At 64.9% G+C, this 16799-nt stretch carries 16 protein-coding genes; 10 read left to right on the top strand and 6 right to left on the bottom strand.

Annotated elements, in window-relative coordinates; all coding sequences use genetic code 11:
- The first annotated feature begins 71 nt into the window (after nt 1–71).
- Nucleotides 72–1484 (top strand): L-serine ammonia-lyase, encoded by a 1413-nt coding sequence (locus JOE31_RS18930; RefSeq protein ID WP_209747234.1) that lies wholly within the window; start codon nt 72–74, stop codon nt 1482–1484.
- Between the two features lie 47 nt (nt 1485–1531).
- On the opposite strand, the gene JOE31_RS18925 is transcribed toward JOE31_RS18930, so the two are convergent.
- A complete protein-coding gene (locus tag JOE31_RS18925) occupies nt 1532–2107 on the bottom strand; it encodes a TspO/MBR family protein (RefSeq protein ID WP_209747232.1) in 576 nt (191 codons plus the stop codon).
- A 145-nt stretch (nt 2108–2252) separates the two neighbouring features.
- Here JOE31_RS18925 and JOE31_RS18920 point away from each other — a divergent pair, with 145 nt between their 5' ends.
- The 3 genes from JOE31_RS18920 to JOE31_RS18910 all read left to right on the top strand — a co-directional run bounded on the left by JOE31_RS18920 (nt 2253) and on the right by JOE31_RS18910 (nt 5796).
- Nucleotides 2253–3074 carry a DNA/RNA non-specific endonuclease gene (locus JOE31_RS18920; protein ID WP_209747230.1) on the top strand — a complete coding sequence of 274 codons (822 nt, stop codon included), beginning with the start codon at nt 2253–2255 and terminating at the stop codon, nt 3072–3074.
- Between the two features lie 120 nt (nt 3075–3194).
- On the top strand, nt 3195–4268 hold the full coding sequence (locus JOE31_RS18915; protein WP_209747228.1) for a peptidoglycan bridge formation glycyltransferase FemA/FemB family protein: 1074 nt from the start codon (nt 3195–3197) through the stop codon (nt 4266–4268).
- A 31-nt stretch (nt 4269–4299) separates the two neighbouring features.
- Nucleotides 4300–5796, top strand: coding sequence for a threonine/serine exporter ThrE family protein (locus JOE31_RS18910; RefSeq protein WP_209747226.1), 1497 nt, complete (start codon nt 4300–4302; stop codon nt 5794–5796).
- Between the two features lie 44 nt (nt 5797–5840).
- Here the strand turns inward: JOE31_RS18910 and JOE31_RS18905 are convergent, their stop codons facing one another.
- The gene (locus JOE31_RS18905; RefSeq protein WP_209747224.1) at nt 5841–6680 is read right to left on the bottom strand and encodes a siderophore-interacting protein; all 840 of its coding nucleotides are present in this window, start codon (nt 6678–6680) and stop codon (nt 5841–5843) included.
- Between the two features lie 15 nt (nt 6681–6695).
- On the bottom strand, nt 6696–7463 hold the full coding sequence (locus JOE31_RS18900) for a uracil-DNA glycosylase (protein WP_209747222.1): 768 nt from the start codon (nt 7461–7463) through the stop codon (nt 6696–6698).
- 250 nt (nt 7464–7713) lie between these two features.
- Here JOE31_RS18900 and JOE31_RS18895 point away from each other — a divergent pair, with 250 nt between their 5' ends.
- The 5 genes from JOE31_RS18895 to groL all read left to right on the top strand — a co-directional run bounded on the left by JOE31_RS18895 (nt 7714) and on the right by groL (nt 12308).
- Entirely contained in the window at nt 7714–8004 is a 291-nt protein-coding gene (locus tag JOE31_RS18895; RefSeq protein ID WP_307864474.1) for a DUF3263 domain-containing protein, read from the top strand.
- 49 nt (nt 8005–8053) lie between these two features.
- Nucleotides 8054–8704, top strand: coding sequence for a LytR C-terminal domain-containing protein (locus tag JOE31_RS18890; protein ID WP_209747219.1), 651 nt, complete (start codon nt 8054–8056; stop codon nt 8702–8704).
- Nucleotides 8705–8873: 169 nt separating this feature from the next.
- The gene (locus JOE31_RS18885; protein WP_209747217.1) at nt 8874–9077 is read left to right on the top strand and encodes a cold-shock protein; all 204 of its coding nucleotides are present in this window, start codon (nt 8874–8876) and stop codon (nt 9075–9077) included.
- On the top strand, nt 9077–10375 hold the full coding sequence (locus tag JOE31_RS18880; protein ID WP_209747215.1) for an ABC transporter substrate-binding protein: 1299 nt from the start codon (nt 9077–9079) through the stop codon (nt 10373–10375). The genes JOE31_RS18885 and JOE31_RS18880 overlap by 1 nt, the downstream gene beginning before the upstream one ends.
- A gap of 295 nt (nt 10376–10670) precedes the next feature.
- Nucleotides 10671–12308, top strand: a complete 1638-nt coding sequence (groL, locus tag JOE31_RS18875) for a chaperonin GroEL (protein ID WP_011690644.1) — start codon at nt 10671–10673, stop codon at nt 12306–12308.
- A gap of 98 nt (nt 12309–12406) precedes the next feature.
- On the opposite strand, the gene JOE31_RS18870 is transcribed toward groL, so the two are convergent.
- Complete coding sequence (locus JOE31_RS18870; RefSeq protein WP_209747213.1) at nt 12407–13717, bottom strand: ABC transporter substrate-binding protein; 1311 nt, start codon at nt 13715–13717, stop codon at nt 12407–12409.
- A gap of 222 nt (nt 13718–13939) precedes the next feature.
- On the opposite strand from JOE31_RS18870, the gene JOE31_RS18865 reads away from it, so the two are divergent.
- Nucleotides 13940–14899 (top strand): ribonuclease HI family protein, encoded by a 960-nt coding sequence (locus JOE31_RS18865; protein WP_209748619.1) that lies wholly within the window; start codon nt 13940–13942, stop codon nt 14897–14899.
- Nucleotides 14900–14905: 6 nt separating this feature from the next.
- Here the strand turns inward: JOE31_RS18865 and JOE31_RS18860 are convergent, their stop codons facing one another.
- Together JOE31_RS18860 and JOE31_RS18855 are read right to left on the bottom strand one after the other, a co-directional pair.
- Entirely contained in the window at nt 14906–15193 is a 288-nt protein-coding gene (locus JOE31_RS18860) for a WXG100 family type VII secretion target (RefSeq protein WP_011690647.1), read from the bottom strand.
- Nucleotides 15194–15308: 115 nt separating this feature from the next.
- On the bottom strand, nt 15309–16799 hold the full coding sequence (locus tag JOE31_RS18855) for a cell wall metabolism sensor histidine kinase WalK (protein WP_209747211.1): 1491 nt from the start codon (nt 16797–16799) through the stop codon (nt 15309–15311).

Below are 16799 nucleotides of genomic sequence, written 5' to 3'. Positions count from 1 at the left end.
CACCGGCGGTTGCACCGCCCTCCGGCAGGACCATCTGCCGGGCCACAGCTACACCTAGTTAGGAACCGACCATGGCCGTTGGTGTCTTTGATCTTTTTTCCATCGGGATTGGGCCTTCGAGTTCGCATACGGTGGGTCCGATGCGGGCTGCCGCGGTGTTCGCCGAGGAGCTTCGGGCGTCCGGGGACCTTGAGAAGGTGGCCGGGTTGCGGGTGGATTTGTATGGTTCCCTTGCTGCGACGGGGCATGGTCACGGGACCATGACGGCGATCCTGCTGGGGTTGGAGGGGTACCACCCGGAGAAGATCCTCCCGGCTGAGGTGGAGGAGCGGCTCGCGGCGATCGCGGAGACCGGGACCCTGGAGCTGGCGGGTGCGGTTTCGCTGCCGTACGGGGTGAAGGACATGGTGCTGCGGCCGTTGACGATCCTGCCGCGGCATACGAACGGGATGACGTTCACGGTCACGGATGCTGCCGGGGAGGTCCTGCATGCGGCGACGTTCTTTTCTGTGGGCGGCGGCTTCATTGTCCGTGAGGGCGAGGAGGACGCGGCGCAGCAGGAGCTGGAGGAGTCGAAGAAGGAGCTGCCGCTGCCGTTCCGGACCGCGGCGGAGCTGCTGGGCCGGTGCCAGTCCAAGGGCCTGTCCATCGGGGAGATCATGTTCGTCAACGAACGCGCCTCCCGCTCGGAGCAGGAGATCCGCGAGGGCCTGCTGCACATCTATTCGGTGATGGAGGAGTGCGTCGCGGTGTCCCTGAAGCGGGAGGGGTTGCTGCCGGGCGGGCTGAAGGTCCGCCGTCGGGCCCCGGACTGGCACGAACGCCTGTTGAAGGAGAACCGCGGCCAGGACCCCGCCTACCGCGATCCGAAGTACTGGCAGGAGTGGGTGAACCTGATCGCGCTGGCGGTCAATGAGGAGAACGCTTCCGGTGGCCGGGTGGTTACGGCGCCGACGAACGGGGCTGCCGGGATCATCCCGGCGGTGCTGTATTACGCGTTGCATTTCGCGCCGGGCATGGACCGGGCCAGCCAGGGGGACCGGGACGATGTGGTGGTGAAGTTCCTGCTCGCTGCCGCCGCGGTGGGGGTGCTCTATAAGGAGCAGGCCTCGATCTCGGGGGCGGAGGTGGGTTGCCAGGGCGAGGTGGGTTCGGCGTCGTCGATGGCGGCCGCTGGCCTGGCGGAGGTGATGGGCGGGACGCCGGCGCAGGTGGAGAATGCCGCGGAGATCGCGATGGAGCACAATCTGGGGCTGACGTGTGATCCGATCGGCGGGCTGGTGCAGATCCCGTGTATTGAGCGGAACGCGATCGCGGCGGCGAAGGCGATCAACGCCGCGAAGATGGCGTTGTGGGGGGACGGCACGCACCGGGTGTCCCTGGACGAGGTGATCGTGACCATGCGCGAAACCGGCAGGGACATGTCCTCCAAATACAAGGAAACCGCGATGGGCGGCCTCGCCGTCAACGTCGTGGAATGCTGAGCCCGCAGTTCAATGGCTGAGGGTACAGTGCCCGGGCCTGTCGGGACCTAGTTGTGCAGGGCCGCCCACCAGTTCAGGCTGGTGGCGAAAACCAGCCATGAGATATAGGGCAGCAGCAGGAGGCCGGCGGTTCGGCTGATGGGGCCGAAGTACAGGACAGTCACGGTCACGGCGATGATCAGGGAAATGATGATCGCAAGCCCCAGCCACAGCGCCGCCGTGCCCATGACCGGATAGAGGCCGAAGAACACCGGCGTCCACAACAGGTTCAACCCCAGCTGCATCCCGTACGCCCTCAGGGCGGGGCCGGTGCGCTGTCCGCCGCGCCGCCAGACGAGCCATGCGGCCACTGCCATGGCAGTGTAGAGCACTGTCCAGGCCGGACCGAAAACCCAGTTCGGCGGGGACCACGGGGCCTTGTCCGCTGTGGCGTACCAGCCGTCCACACTGCCCAGGGTGGCGAAAGCACCCAGCCAGGCAACCAGCGCGGAGGCTCCCAGGAAAACGGCCAGACCGAGCAGCTGCGCACCCGTACTGCGGCTTCCGGGGCGGGCGCCAGACCCGCCGCCAGACCCGCCGCCGTCAGCGGCGCCTGCCATGGACCGTTCGTGCGGAGCCTTCATGCTTCAACCCTTGCCAGTCCGGCCCCTCGAGTCAAGCGTCAGCCCGGAGCCACGCCGCCGGCGGTGACGTGCGCACGTCATGCCCTGGCCAGCCCCGCTGTCTACCACTCTGGTCACCCTGCGGGTGGAGTGCCACTATGGAGCTATGACTGGGGGATATGACCGGGACTTTCTGCGGGCACGCCTTGAGCTGCCCAGTCCGTCGGCAGCAACGGTTCTACTTGACTACATCCACTTTTCCGTCCGGCTGCGCACGGCGCGCAAGCTGGCCGCCGTCGTCGGCGTCAATATTCACGGACGCGAGCTGGTGCCGCTGGCCCGCGAGGGGACCTGGCATTTCGATCCCCGGATCCCGAAGGAGCAACAGGCAGGTCCGGAGGTGTACAAGAACAACGCCTTTGACCGGGGGCACCTTGTGCGGCGCCTGGATCCGGTGTGGGGCGATGAGGCGACGGCCAGGGCAGCCAACCAGGACACCTTCGCGTTCACCAATGCCGCGCCCCAGGTCGACGACTTCAACCAGGGCAAGGAACTGTGGGTGGGCCTGGAAGACCATGTGCTCAGCCACGCAGACCTCAACGATGCCAAGCTCAGCGTGTTCACGGGGCCGGTCCTGGAGGACGACGACCTGCCCTACCGGGGAGTACAGATTCCCCGGATGTTCTGGAAGATCGCGGCCTGGACCATGGACGGAAAACTCGCTGCTGCCGGATTCCTGCTGGACCAGTCCCCGCTGCTGGGGAAAGTGGAGCTCAAGAAGGCTATCCGGGAACGGCTCCTGGCCGATGAACCGCCGCCGCTGGGCCCCTTCCGCACCTTTCAGGTTCCGGTGGCCCGGATCGCCGAATTGACCGGGCTGAGCCTGTCCCGGCTCGAAAATGCGGACCGGCTGGCCAAGAGCCAACGAGCCCTGGGCAAGGAACCCCTGGCCGTGCGACTCAAGTCCATGGAGCAGATCCGGCTCTGAACCCGGACACCGCGGGGGAGCCAACCGGTCAGCGCCCTCCTAGGGAGGGCCGATAGACTTGTGGCTTGCATGCCCGGCATGCAGCCGAAGCACCGACCGCAAAGATTGGACACCGCGCACTTGCGAGAATTCACCGCCCGCTTTGCCTCCGCCGAGGAGGTCGCCAACTGGGACAACCACGTCATCGCGAACCCGAACGGCGGAAACCTGCTTCAGTCCGAGGCCTTCGCCGAGGTCAAACAACACTTTGGCTGGAAGCCCCTCCACATGGTCTACGAAACCGCGGACTACACGAGCTACAACCTGGTGCTGCAGAAGTCCTTTCCTGTGCTGGGCAAGCTGTGGTACCTCATCAAGGGGCCGGACGTGGCGGCCGTCGAGGATATCCCTGGCATCGCCGCCGCGAACGCGGAGTTCGTGAAGCGCGCGAAGCTGGGCGTCTTTGCCATCAAGATCGAGCCGGACATCATCCTTTCCGAGGACGCAAAGCGGGTGCTCGAGGGCGCGGGCCTGGTGAAGACGCACAACCTGCAGCCCAATGACTCCACCGCGTTGTTGGACATCGCGCCGGAGGAGAACCAGCTGCTGCGGAACCTGCACTCCAGGGGACGCAACGCTGTCCGCCGGGCCATCCGGGAGGGCGTGGAAGTCCACAACGTCGATCCCACGGAGGAGAACTTCCGGTCCATGTACGCGCTCATGACCACCACGGTGGAAGCGAAGTCGCAGGTCAGGGTCCGTGAGTACGACTACTACCGGCAGTTCTGGACCAACTTCATTAACCGCGGGCAGGGCCGGCTGCTGTTCGTCTATGAGAACGGCGTTCCCTCCGTGGGCGCGTTTGTGATCAACTACGGCCGGAAGGGGACGTACAAGGACGGCGGCTCGCTCCAGAAGCGCAGCCAGTACGGCGACTCCCACCTGGTCCAGTGGACGGCCATCAACCAGGTCAAGGAACTCGGCTGCACGGAATATGACTTCTGCGGCACCCCTCCGAGCGACAAACTCAAGGACACTTCGAACCCGTTCCACGGGCTGGGCTTGTTCAAGACCAGCTTCAGCAAGACGGTCACCGACTTCGTAGGCTGCTACGACCAGGTGCTCAACCCGCTGAAATACAAGGCCTGGATGGCCGTCGGCGAACGTGTGGCACGCCAGCTGTACACCAGGCGAACAGGCCAGCAGTTCTACTAAATCCCTTTGTGAAGCCCTTGAGGAGGCCGCAATGACCAAAGCACCCGACGGTCGCCGCAGGCCGCCCACGGCGGCGCTGCCCCCGACCCAACCGCTCACCGCGTCCCAGGTACGGCAGAACGCCGCAGCCAAGCGCATGCTTCGCAGGCTGGTGCAGGGCGAAAACCCGCCCACCGCCCCCATGAGCATTGTGGACCGGCTCGCAGGCAGCCCCTATGCCAACCCCATGATCCAAGTGGGGGGAGTGGATACCTCCGCGCGGAAAACCATCGACTTTGCGCTCCACCTGGCCGAGTCCATGTTCCGATACGGCGCCGGCGCCCTGGAAGTGGAAACCAGCATTATTGCGATCACCGCTGCCCTTGGCCTGAAACACATCGAAGTGGACATCACCAACCAGTCGGTGGCCATCAACTACGCACCCAAGGACCAGACCCCCATTTCCCTGCTCAGGGTAGTGCGGTCCTGGACTAACAACTATGCGGGCCTCGCACAGGTGCACCAGCTGGTTACGGACATTGTGGCCGGCGGAGTTGGCCGGGACGAGGCAGTGCGCCGCCTGGACGAAATCATCCGCAGCTCCAAGCCTTTTCCGCGCTGGATGGTCACCGTGGCCTTTGCGGTGTTCGCCGCGGTTTTCGTAGGCGTACTGGGCGGGGGCCCCGGCGCTTCGGCCGTCGCGTTCGGTTCGAACATCCTGGTGAGCCTGCTCGCCCGGCAGTTGAGCCGATGGCGGGTTCCGGACTTCTTCGCCACGGCATCATGTGCATTCCTGGTGACGTTCATCGCCCTGCTGCTCTGGCGGTTCGGCAGCCCCGTGGGCATCCAAATCGCGCCCGCGATCGTCGTGGTGGGCGGCATCCTGCTGCTCCTGCCCACCGGCCGGCTTGTCTCGTCGGTGCAGGACGCCATCAACGGATTCCCCGTCACGGCGGCGGGCCGGTTCCTGTCCACCATGCTGACCTTCGGTGCACTGGTGTCCGGCATCTCCGTCGCCTTCGTGCTGGGTTCGAAGATGGGTATGGAGGAAATCGACGTCACGGAAACATTCCCGCCGGCGTATCCGCTGTGGGCGCTCATCATCCTGGTGGCAATAGCGGTCGTAGCAATTGGCATCACGGAACAGACCGCCTGGAAGCTGCTCCTTCCCACCGCGGCGGTGGGCGTAGTGGGCCATCTTGTGCTGCTCGGCGCGGACCTGATCGGCATGGGTGCGCGGTTTTCCCCGGCCGTCGCCGCGGTGGTCATCGGCCTTCTGGCCAGGGTGGTCGCCTTGAAGATGGGCGCCCCCCAGCTCGTGGTGGCCGTTCCTGCGGCCCTGATCCTTCTACCCGGCCTGACTATATTCCGCTCGATGTATGTCTTGACCATTGAAGAGTCGGAGATCCTGATGGGTGCCGGAGGCATGCTCAATGCCGGTGCGATCGTCCTCGGGGTGGCGGCCGGAATCGTCCTCGGTGACACCCTTGCCCGTCCGCTGACCCGAAGCCTGGCCAGCAACGAACGCCGCCGCGCCCGGCGCCGCTAGCCGGCCCGGTGCCGCCGCAGCCTGATCGGCCGGGTGCGGATGTCCTAGATCTGGCCGATGGGGAGCTTCTTTTCGGCCTGGAAGTCGTCCTCCACCCGGCCCTTGGCCCAGTAGCCGGACAACGATACCTGCGCGCGCTCCAGGCCGCGCTCACGGTAGAGGACCTCGCGGAGGGACTTCATGTAGCCCCGCTCGCCGTGGGCGAAGACCTGCACCCGGCCGCCGGGCCACTCGGCATTCCGTACGGCGCTGACCAGGAGTTCGCTGCTGCCCGCAGGAACGCCGTTCCGCGGCAGCCAGTGGACCTGGAGTCCGGCGGGGGCCTGGATGGGCTGGACCTCGGCATCGCTGTCCACTTCCAGGAACGCAAGTCCCCGGGCTTCGGGCGGCAGTGACTCGATGGCTGCGGAAATGGCAGGCAGGGCGGCCTCATCGCCGGCGAACAGGTGCCAGTCGGCCGCGGGATCGGGGTTGTAACCGCCGCCCGGGCCGGTGAACACCAGGCTGTCGCCGGGCCGGGCGTTGGCCGCCCAGGGGCCAGCCAGGCCCTCGTCACCGTGAATCACGAAATCGATGGCCAGCTCGCGCGCCGCTTCATCCACCCAGCGGACGGTGTACGTCCGGGTGTACGGCCACTGCTCGCGTGGCAGGGTTTCCCGGATGGCCCAAAGGTCGAGGGGGAGCGGGTACTCGACGCCGGGCTGCGGGAAGGCGATCTTCACGTACCTGTCTATGTATTCGTTGTTCACATAGCTGGCGAAGCCTTCGCCGCCGGCCACGATCCGCACCATGTGCGGCGAGAGTTCCTCGCGCCGGAGGACCGTGAGGTTCGTCTGGGGGCGCGATTTTCGGCTGGCTGACGTAGCAGCGGGAAGGGAAGTCATGGAAGTAAGCCTAGGCTAAGCAACGGGGGGAAGTTCCCAGTCAACGGGCTCCGAACCCTGGGCCCGAAGGAGTTCGTTTGCCCTGCTGAACGGCCTGGACCCAAAGAATCCGCGCGCGGCCGACAACGGGCTGGGATGGGCGCTGGCGAGCACCGGAGTGTCTCCAAGCAGCGGGCGGACGCCCTCGGCATCCTTGCCCCACAGCACCGCCACGAGCGGCGCTGCCGTCCCGTCTGCAGCGCGGCGGCCGGCGACGGCGGCGATTGCCGCCGTCGTGATCGGTTCCCAGCCTTTGCCCCGGTGGGAACCCGCCGCCCCGGCCCGGACCGTAAGGACGCGATTCAAGAGCAGGACGCCCTGGTCCGCCCAGCGCGTGAGGTCCCCGTGGACACGGGCCGGAAGGCCGAGATCGGATTCGAGTTCCTTGTAGATGTTCGCGAGGCTGCGGGGAATCGGCCTGGTGTGCCCTTCCACTGCGAAGGACAACCCGATCGGATGGCCCGGCGTCGGGTAAGGGTCCTGGCCGACGATGAGGACCTTGACGCCGGCCAGCGGCTGTTGGAATGCGCGCAAAACGTTCGACGGCGACGGCAGCACCTGGTGCCCGGCGCCCACTTCACCAGCAAGGTTCTCCAGGACGCTCCGCAGCTCCGCATCCACGGGAGCCAGCGCCGCAGCCCAGTCTGCAGCCATGAGGCGGTCCAGCGGCATGTGTGCCATCTCGGCAAAGTCAGCCCCCTCCACGGCAGGCTCCAACTCGAACAAGGCTTCAGAATCAAACACGAGTCCATTCTCGCAGTGTTGGGCTCCAAGAGGCTGGCGGGCCGCATCGCCCGGCAGGGCGCCACTGTCTTTTGTGCGGGCGTACCTTGCTGTTACCCGACTCCCCGCTGCCGCGTCATACTGCGTAAATGACAGGCGTGTTATTCGCCCGTACCATGGAAAGAGACTTTGACCGGATCAAGTGGAGGATTTTGCCGTGGCCGAACCAGTGCGCGATGACCTGTCACTTGCGGACACCGGCAGCGAAACCGTGTCCGGTGCAGACCTTACGCCGGCTCCGCAGCCGGGCTCACGGCTGAGTGAGCGGGACCAACAGATGCTGGCCCTCGAACGGCAGTGGTGGAAGTACGCAGGGGCCAAGGAACAAGCCATTCGAGAGCTGTTCGACCTCTCCGCCACGCACTACTACCAGATCCTCAACACGCTGATTGACACCGAGGACGCCCTGGCCCACGACCCCATGCTCGTAAAGAGATTGCGTAGACTACGTACGTCACGCCAACGGGCACGCACGGCGCGCCGATTGGGCTCTGACGCTTAGACGTCGGGGCCGGGCAATCAGCAAGAACCAACAAGGACATCGTTTTACCATGACCAAATATGCTCGGGATGAATTCGACAGGGTCCCTGAGGCCTCCTCGCGACAGGGTGTCCATAGGGTCGCCTCCGGGGCTCCCAGGCGCCGGCTGGGACCAATCCTGACCGTGGGCGTGGCGGCGCTGGCCATTGGACTGGTGGCCTTCCTGTTCCTTCCCAAGCTCGGATTTGCTCCTGCCGGCAGCCCGCTGATGGCGGCGGGGTCCGCCCTGGTCAGCCCCTCCGCATCCCCTTCCGCCGAGGCGCCGCAAGGCACCGCGTCTCCTGGCGCTGAGGCCGGTTCCGAGCCGAGCGCGGCTCCTTCCGCCAGCGAGACGCCCGCTGCCAGCAGCTCGCCCTCCGCGGTTCCTTCCGCCGATGCGCCGGCTGTTGATAAAACCCAAGCCGTGGCGGTCTACAACGGGACCACCACCGCGGGACTTGCCGGCCGCGTGAGCAGTATCGTCGCCGGTGACGGCTGGACGCTGGGACCCGTGGGGAACTGGGGCGGAATGCCGCAGCAGTCCTCCGTCATCTACTACAGCGGGGCCTTGCAGAAAGCGAACGCGGAGGCTCTGGGGGAACTCCTGAATATCACGTCGCTGGTGGACTCTGCCGAGTTCCAGTTGCCGGTGGTTGTGGTTCTCGGGCCCGGCTTCCAGTAAGGAATTTCGGTTACGCCTGAATAACTATTGGGGGCTCGCAGGGCCTGGTCCTGCCCCCGGCAAATGGCAATGGCTAAAGTGATTCCGGGTGCCGCGCCTCAACGCGGACCGTCCCGACGGCGCACAGTGAGGTGGGCCGGACACAGAGCAACCGGAAAGTGTGGGCAACATGGCATTGGGAACCGTTAAGTGGTTCAACGCCGAAAAAGGCTATGGCTTCATCACTGTTGACGACTCCGGAGACGATGTCTTCGTCCACTGGTCGGCCATCGAGGGGGAAGGCTACCGGGCTCTGGACGAAGGGCAACGGGTGCAGTTCGAGGTAGGAGAAGGCGAGAAGGGTCCCCAGGCAGAGAACGTCCGGACGGCCTGATGCCATCCGCCGCGGCAATGCATGGCACAGGCAGCCCCGCCCGGTTCGGACCCGCGCGGCCGCGGTTCACCGCAGCAGCGGTTCTTGCGGCGGGAACGGCGCTCCTGCTGGCCGGTTGCTCCGGCCAGGCCGGCAACGCCCGTGTTGATGCAGTCGACGCCGGCGGCGATGGCACCTTGCGGATAGGCCTGCTGCTGGACAACACGGGGAAGCAGTCCTTCCTCAACGCCTCGCAACTCGCCGCGGCCAAGCTGGCGGTTCAGGAGGTCAATGCCGCGGGGGGCCACAAAGGCCGGCCGGTACAGCTGTTGCCTGAAAAAATCAGCGAGGACACCGCCTCGCAGGCCAAGGAACTGGTGGCCGCAGGGGCGGATGTCGTCATCGGTCCCACGGATTCGAGCCGCGCCCCGGGGGCAATTGATGTCCTGTCGCGGGCCGAGGTGGCCATCATCTCTCCGGCGAATGCCGCGCACGGCCTCACGCGTTACAGGAGCGGCGGATATTACTTCCGTACGTCAGCGGCAGACACGGCCCAGGCGCCCGTGCTGGTGAAACTGGCCAAGGACAGCGGCGCCCGGACAATAGCGATCGTCCACGAGGACGGGATGTACGGCAAGGATGTCTCTGTGGCCGTTGCCGCGGCAGCGAAAGCTGCCGGCCTTGGAACGGTGGCTGAGGCCGCCTTCACTGCCGGCCAGGCGCAACAGGCGGCAGCTTCCGCCAAGGCAGCGGGTCCGGATTCAGTCATTCTGGTGGCCCGGGCCGGCGCCCAGGGCGCAATCGCGGAGCTCAACAACGCGGGGGTGGCAGGCAGCAAGCTGATTCTCAGCGACGGCGCCATCAACCAATACGGTTCCGCCCTCGGGTCCAAAGCACTTGAGGGCGCGCGCGGGATCCTGCCCGGTATCTTCCCTTCGGCGCACTTCCAAGGGGAACTGGTAGCTGTTGATCCCGGGCTCAAGGACATGACGTTCGCAGCGGAAACTTACGACGCCGTGAACCTGGCCGCCATCGCCGCGGCCGCTGCCCAGGACGACGCCGGATCATCCATCGCGGCGAAGCTGATCGCGGTTTCCGGGCAGCACGGCGCGGAAGCGGTTCAACCCTGCAGGAGCTACAAAGAATGCGGGGATGCCATCAAGGCCGGTAGGCCGGTGGATTACGACGGCGAATCGGGGCCCATCGGCTTTGATTCAAACGGGGACGTCACCACCGCCCACTACATGGTGTTCACTTACGCCGCGGACAACACCGCCCGAATGAGTGGAAGCGAAACTGCCGCCCGGGCGGGCAGCTGATCGCTCCTAGCGTAGTGCGGGCCGCAGGAGGGCCTTTCGGCGCAATCCCTGCTTGCACTCTCCCCGGGGGAGTGCTAATTATTGACTTAGCACTCCCACGGACTGACTGCTAAATCAACGCCCGGTTCCGGCCGGCTGCGGAGAGAGCGGGAAGGACAAGGAGCGAAAGAAATACCTTGCTGGGGTGAGATCCCATCCGCGCGGCATACAGAGGCCGTCGGTGAAGGATCGTCCGTCGCGGGCACCGCAGTGAAGGTTCATTCTTAACGACTGTCCCGAAAGGACTACTGCCGTTATGGCCAAGATCATTGCATTTGATGAAGAGGCACGCCGCGGTCTTGAGCGGGGCCTGAACATCCTCGCCGACGCCGTCAAGGTCACCCTCGGCCCGCGTGGACGCAACGTCGTCCTCGAAAAGAAGTGGGGCGCCCCCACGATCACCAACGATGGTGTTTCCATCGCCAAGGAGATCGAGCTGGACGATCCCTACGAGAAGATCGGCGCCGAGCTGGTCAAGGAAGTTGCCAAGAAGACGGATGACGTCGCTGGCGACGGCACCACCACGGCGACCGTGCTTGCACAGGCCCTGGTCAAGGAAGGCCTGCGCAACGTCGCGGCCGGCGCTGATCCGTTGTCCCTGAAGCGCGGCATCGAGAAGGCTGTTGAAGCCGTCACCGCCGAACTGCTGGCGTCCGCCAAGGAAATCGAAACCAAGGAAGAGATCGCCGCTACGGCATCGATTTCTGCCGGTGACGATGAAATCGGCGCGCTGATCGCAGAGGCGCTGGACAAGGTCGGCAAGGAAGGTGTTATCACCGTCGAGGAGTCCAACACCTTCGGACTCGAGCTCGAGCTGACCGAGGGCATGCGGTTCGACAAGGGCTACATCTCCGCTTACTTCGTCACCGACGCTGAGCGCCAGGAAACGGTCCTCGAAGACCCGTACATCCTGATCGTCAACTCCAAGATCTCCAACGTCAAGGAACTGGTTGCTGTCCTCGAAAAGGTCATGCAGTCCAACAAGCCGCTGCTGATCATCGCCGAAGACATCGAGGGCGAAGCCCTGGCCACCCTGATCGTCAACAAGATCCGTGGCACTTTCAAGTCCGTCGCCGTCAAGGCTCCGGGCTTCGGCGACCGCCGCAAGGCTCAGCTCGCTGACATCGCCATCCTCACCGGTGGCCAGGTCATCTCCGAGGAAGTCGGCCTCAAGCTTGAGACCGCCGGCCTCGAACTCCTGGGCAAGGCACGCAAGGTTGTTGTCACCAAGGATGAGACCACCATCGTCGAAGGTGCAGGCGACGCCGACCAGATCGCCGGCCGCGTTTCCCAGATCCGTTCCGAGATCGAGAACTCCGATTCCGACTATGACCGCGAGAAGCTGCAGGAGCGCCTGGCCAAGCTGGCCGGCGGCGTTGCAGTCATCAAGGCCGGTGCCGCAACCGAAGTTGAGCTCAAGGAACGCAAGCACCGCATTGAGGACGCTGTCCGCAACGCGAAGGCTGCCGTTGAAGAAGGCATCGTTGCCGGTGGTGGCGTTGCCCTGATCCAGGCCGGCGCCAAGGCATTCGCCAACCTGCAGCTCGAAGGCGACGAAGCAACGGGCGCCAACATCGTCCGCGTTGCCATTGACGCGCCGCTGAAGCAGATTGCATTCAACGCCGGCCTCGAGCCGGGCGTTGTTGTGGACAAGGTCCGCGGCCTGCCCGCAGGTCACGGCCTGAACGCCGCAACCGGACAGTACGTTGACCTGCTGGCCGCCGGCATCAACGACCCCGTCAAGGTAACGCGCTCTGCCCTGCAGAACGCTGCTTCCATCGCGGGCCTCTTCCTCACCACCGAGGCTGTAGTGGCCGACAAGCCGGAGAAGAACGCTCCGGCCATGGGCGGCGGCGACGACATGGGCGGTATGGGCGGCATGGGCGGTTTCTAACCTGCCCTGCGCACCTGACGCATAAACAAAGTGCGGCTCCCTCGCTTCGAGGGAGCCGCACTTTGCTTTTGACTGGGACGTGAAGGGCCGGTACTGGATTATTTGCGGGCTGACGCCAGCATCCCTTCGACTTCCTTCTTGAACTCCTCCGCGGCCGTCGAAGGCGATTTGCGGTCATAGAGGACTTCGTCGGTGTAACGCTTGATGACATTCTGCACACTGCCCGACCCGACCGGCGGTACTGGGGGCGCCTCGGCCATCTCCGGTTTGATGTCCTGGAGGAAACCGACCACCGTTGAGTCCGCAGTCTTCAGTTTCGGAGTAATTGCCGCCAGAACTTCGGAATTGGCAGGGACCCCGCGGTCGGTCATCAGGATCGATCCAGCCTCCGGGCTGTTTGCCAGGTAGTTGATGAACGTTGCCGCTGCTTCCGGATTCTTGGACCTCGAAGAGGCGGACCAGAACATTGATGGCTTGTAGTACATGCCGTTGTCTGCTGCTTTTCCGTCCACGCTCGGTGCGCGGAGCATCTTGATGCTGCTTCCCGTGGTGGTCTCCAGGGATCCGAGCTGATTGGTCCACCACCACGCCATGCCGATCCGGTTGGTCCCGAACAGGCTCTCTTCCAGGCCGGCGCCTGCGTCCTCCGTGGCGACGGTGGCGGGCGGGCTTGCCTGGGAATCCCGCTGATTTTTCAGGCGTTCCCAAAACGACGCCGCAGTCCCGGCGGTGAAGGCCAGCTTGCCGTCCTGTGAATACAGGTTTTCGCCGTGCTGCCGAAGCCAGATGATGAGGTCGGCTTCGTTGCTGCCGTATGCAGCCCCGTAGTTTGTACCCCCTCCCGCCTGTGTGAGCTTCGTGGCGATGTCGTTGAAGTCATCCCAGGTCCAGGTGGCGTCGTCGGGAAGCGGGACGTTGGCCGCCTCGAACACCTTGGTGTTCGCCATTACCACGTAGGCGTTCTTGCCCGTGCTGAGGCCGTACTGGGCATTGTCGTACTGGCCGGAGGCGAGCTGTTCCTTGTCCATTTTCGACAGGTCGATGCCGTCTTGCTTGGCCAGGTCAAGGAGAGCTCCGCGGCCACCGTACTCGGCAATGTATTTCTGATCCATCTGGATCACGTCCGGTGCATCATTGGCTGCGGTGGTGGTGGCCAGCTTGTCCCAGTATCCGCTCCATTCCCCCGGGGCCGCTTTGATCTTGATGTTTGGGTGTTCGGCCTGGAACGCGTCGATCACCTTTTGGGTCTGGGCGTTGAGGTACTCGTTGCCCCACCAGGCAAAGCGCAGTGTGACCTCCTTGTCGGCGCCGGAACCTGCTGACGCGCCGCAGCCCGTGACCAGCATCGCGAGGGCAGCAGCGGTGGCTCCAATCTTGAGTCGAAACCTGCTTCCGGACGAGATCTTCATTGATACGCCTTCCTGTGTACAGCCGTGGAATGGTGAAACTGAGGTGGCGCGCCGCAAAGGCGCATGAATGCCGAACAGCCGCTGAGAAAACGTTTTCTGAGCGGGAGTTTTGATTCTTGCACGCGCAATCTCAGCCTGTCAACGATACGGGGTAAGCGTTTTCCGGGAGGGCGGCGGACGGCTGGAAGCCACAATGTCGGGCCGGTCTGGCAGGATAGTGCGGTGACGATTACTGCAGCAGCCGACGGTTCGGCTTTAGGAAATCCCGGTCCGGCCGGATGGGCCTGGTACGTGAATGACGACTGCTGGCGGGCCGGCGGCTGGCCGCACGGCACCAATAACCAGGGCGAGCTGATGGCTGTGCTGGATCTCTTCCGTTGCACGGCGCACCTTCCCGGGGAGGAGCTGCATATTCTCTGCGACAGCCAATACGTCATCAACTCGGTCACCAAGTGGATGCCCGGATGGAAACGCAAGGGCTGGCGCAAAGCTGATGGCAAGCCGGTCTTGAACGTGGAGATCCTGCGGGAAATCGACCAGGCGCTGAGCGGACGCAAATACCGCTTCGAGTGGGTCCGCGGCCACGCCGGACACGACCTGAATGAGGCCGCCGACGACCGTGCGCGGGCTGCTGCGACCGCCTATCAGCAGGGCATTGCCGTGCGGTCCGGGCCGGGTTTCGTCCGCGGCGTCGGCGCCTCTGCATCCCCCGCAGCCAGCGTGCCGGCGGCGCGGGAGTCCCTGACACCGGGCGGCAGCAACCAGCCGGATCTCTTTACCGAGCCGGATCTTTTCAGTGAGCTGGAGACAGATCCGTTCGCGGCGCCAGCCGGGCGGGAAGCAGCTCCCGAGGCCGTTGTTGAAGCACTGGAACGGGAGCTGCTAAGCCCCGATACCCGCGCCGACATCGGACGGACCGGTGTGCTGCTCCACCCGGAGTTTACGGAAATCGGCAGTTCCGGCAGGCTGTGGACGCGGGATTCAATGATGATGTCGCTCGAGGAGAATCCTGGCGGTGCAGCTGAGCTGGAGATAATCGGCGCCGAGCGGATCGGCGCTGAAGCGGTCCTTCTGACCTACCGCAGCAAGGGCCGGGAGGGATCCTCGCTCCGGAGCTCGCTCTGGGTTCTCGATGGAAAACGCTGGCGCCTGCGCTTCCACCAGGGAACACCGGAAGCCTAGTGCCGGTCAGCTGAACCGCTGCGTGTTGCCCTGCTCTGCCTGGGCATACGTGGCGGCCGCCGAAGCGAGGGCTGTGTTGATGGACGCGAGAGCGGCCTCCACTTTGCCCTGTGTGATGGTCCACTCGGTGATCAGTCCTTGGAAGTTGGTGGCCGCCGATCCGCGCCACGTTCCCTGCAGCTCATCCAGACCCCTCTTCATCGCCTGGACGTCCGTGCTGATACGGTCAACCGTAGCTTTGACGTTGGCAGATTTGAGCTGGAGCAGTTCGGTATCAACGGAGATGATGCTCATTGGTATTGCCCTTCGACGCTGTTCGAAAGCTTTTTCAAGCTTGCGGGCGGCCGGGGTATTCGGGCCGCTACGTCGAGCCTAGGAAGCGCGTGGAAAGCCGCGCTACAGCTGCTGGCTATATGTGGACAACTTCGCCGCTGTCGCCGCCGTCGGGCTCACTGTCGGCGTAGCCGGCCGCCTCGTCCTGGAACGGGAGGCTCACCACCATGGTGGCGCCCCCGCCGTCGGTCGGAACCACCCGGACAGAGCCTGAATGCGACCCGACAATGGCGGCAACGATGGCCAGGCCGAGGCCGCTGCCGCCGGTTTCGCGGGTCCGCGAGGTGTCCGCGCGGTAGAAACGCTCAAAGATCCGGGATGCTTCGTCCTCCGGGATCCCGGCACCATGGTCCCGCACCTCGATGACGGAGGACCGCAGGCCGGCATCGTCAGTCCGGACCCCTACCGCGAGCTCAACCGGTGTCCCCGCCGGGGTGTAGCGGAGGGCGTTGCCCACCAGGTTGCCCACCACCTGGCGCAGCTTTGCCTCATCGCCCAGCACCGGCGCAGGAGACGGCGACCCGCCGTCGAGGCCTGTCAGCGAAATGGTCCGGTCCCGGTCGCTGGCCTGGGTGTCCACCACGGCGTCATTGGCGAGGAGCAGCAGATCCACAGGCTTCTGCTGGAGCGGACGCTGTTCATCCAGCCTTGCGAGGAGCAGGAGATCCTCAACCATGGAGCCCATCCGCTTGGCCTCACTTTCAATCCGACCCATCGCGGTGGCCACGTCCTCTTCCTTGGTCAACGCACCCTGGCGGTAGAGCTCCGAGAAACCGCGGATTGTTACCAACGGGGTGCGGAGTTCATGTGAAGCGTCAGCGGCAAAGCGGCGCATCCGCTCTTCCGATGCCATCCTGGCCGCGAAGGCGGACTCGATATGGCTCAGCATCGCGTTGAGGGAGCCACCCAGCCGGCCCACTTCCGTGGCAGGATTCTCCACATCCACTCGGCGGGAGAGGTCACCCGCCGCGATGGCGGCGGCGGTCCGTTCCACACGCGCAAGCGGCCGGAAGGACCTGGAGACCGTCCAGGTGGCAATGAAGAAGGCCAGCACCAGGGTCAGGAAGCCCACCCCGATCACCACCAGTGAGGCATGCTCCATGACCGAGTCCACGGGAGCCAGGGGCAGGCCGATGATGACGACGGCATTACGCTGGTTGCCGTCCAGGACGGGCAGCGCCACGACGCGCCAGTTGCGTCCGTCCGTACCCCTGACCTGGAACGGGGCCAGGTCCAGCCTGTTCGCTTCGGCGGGGGACAGGCTGTCGATGGCCGGGTGCGAGTCCTTGCTGCCGCCGAAGGGAAATGCGTCCTGGTCCTGGCGCAGGAGCATCAGGGAGTAGTCCGTGGGGATGTTCGGATTCTGCTGGAGCAACTGGCTGAAGGACTGCTGCTGCTTCACGGAATTGACGGCGACCTTGAGCTTGTCGTCGACCTGCCCCTGCAGATAGCTGTGCAGGAGTGTCAGGGTGCCGGAACCGGTCACGGCGAGCGCCACCAGCATCAGTGCCATCATGATGGCCACCAGCTGGGAACGCAGTGAGGCCGACTTCCAACGGTGCAGCAA

This window comes from Arthrobacter sp. PvP023 (assembly GCF_017832975.1).
Taxonomy (GTDB): Bacteria; Actinomycetota; Actinomycetes; order Actinomycetales; family Micrococcaceae; genus Arthrobacter.
Note: the sequence above shows the minus strand (reverse complement) of the source record. Positions and strands in the feature narration are given on the sequence as shown.

What these genes read in the sequence shown, in the direction of transcription:
- JOE31_RS18930 (WP_209747234.1), top strand. Translation starts at nt 72, where the DNA reads ATGGCCGTTGGTGTCTTTGATCTTTTTTCCATCGGGATTGGGCCTTCG.
- JOE31_RS18925 (WP_209747232.1), bottom strand. Translation starts at nt 2,107, where the DNA reads ATGAAGGCTCCGCACGAACGGTCCATGGCAGGCGCCGCTGACGGCGGC.
- JOE31_RS18920 (WP_209747230.1), top strand. Translation starts at nt 2,253, where the DNA reads ATGACTGGGGGATATGACCGGGACTTTCTGCGGGCACGCCTTGAGCTG.
- JOE31_RS18910 (WP_209747226.1), top strand. Translation starts at nt 4,300, where the DNA reads ATGACCAAAGCACCCGACGGTCGCCGCAGGCCGCCCACGGCGGCGCTG.
- JOE31_RS18905 (WP_209747224.1), bottom strand. Translation starts at nt 6,680, where the DNA reads ATGACTTCCCTTCCCGCTGCTACGTCAGCCAGCCGAAAATCGCGCCCC.
- JOE31_RS18890 (WP_209747219.1), top strand. Translation starts at nt 8,054, where the DNA reads ATGACCAAATATGCTCGGGATGAATTCGACAGGGTCCCTGAGGCCTCC.
- JOE31_RS18885 (WP_209747217.1), top strand. Translation starts at nt 8,874, where the DNA reads ATGGCATTGGGAACCGTTAAGTGGTTCAACGCCGAAAAAGGCTATGGC.
- JOE31_RS18880 (WP_209747215.1), top strand. Translation starts at nt 9,077, where the DNA reads ATGCCATCCGCCGCGGCAATGCATGGCACAGGCAGCCCCGCCCGGTTC.
- groL (WP_011690644.1), top strand. Translation starts at nt 10,671, where the DNA reads ATGGCCAAGATCATTGCATTTGATGAAGAGGCACGCCGCGGTCTTGAG.
- JOE31_RS18870 (WP_209747213.1), bottom strand. Translation starts at nt 13,717, where the DNA reads ATGAAGATCTCGTCCGGAAGCAGGTTTCGACTCAAGATTGGAGCCACC.
- JOE31_RS18860 (WP_011690647.1), bottom strand. Translation starts at nt 15,193, where the DNA reads ATGAGCATCATCTCCGTTGATACCGAACTGCTCCAGCTCAAATCTGCC.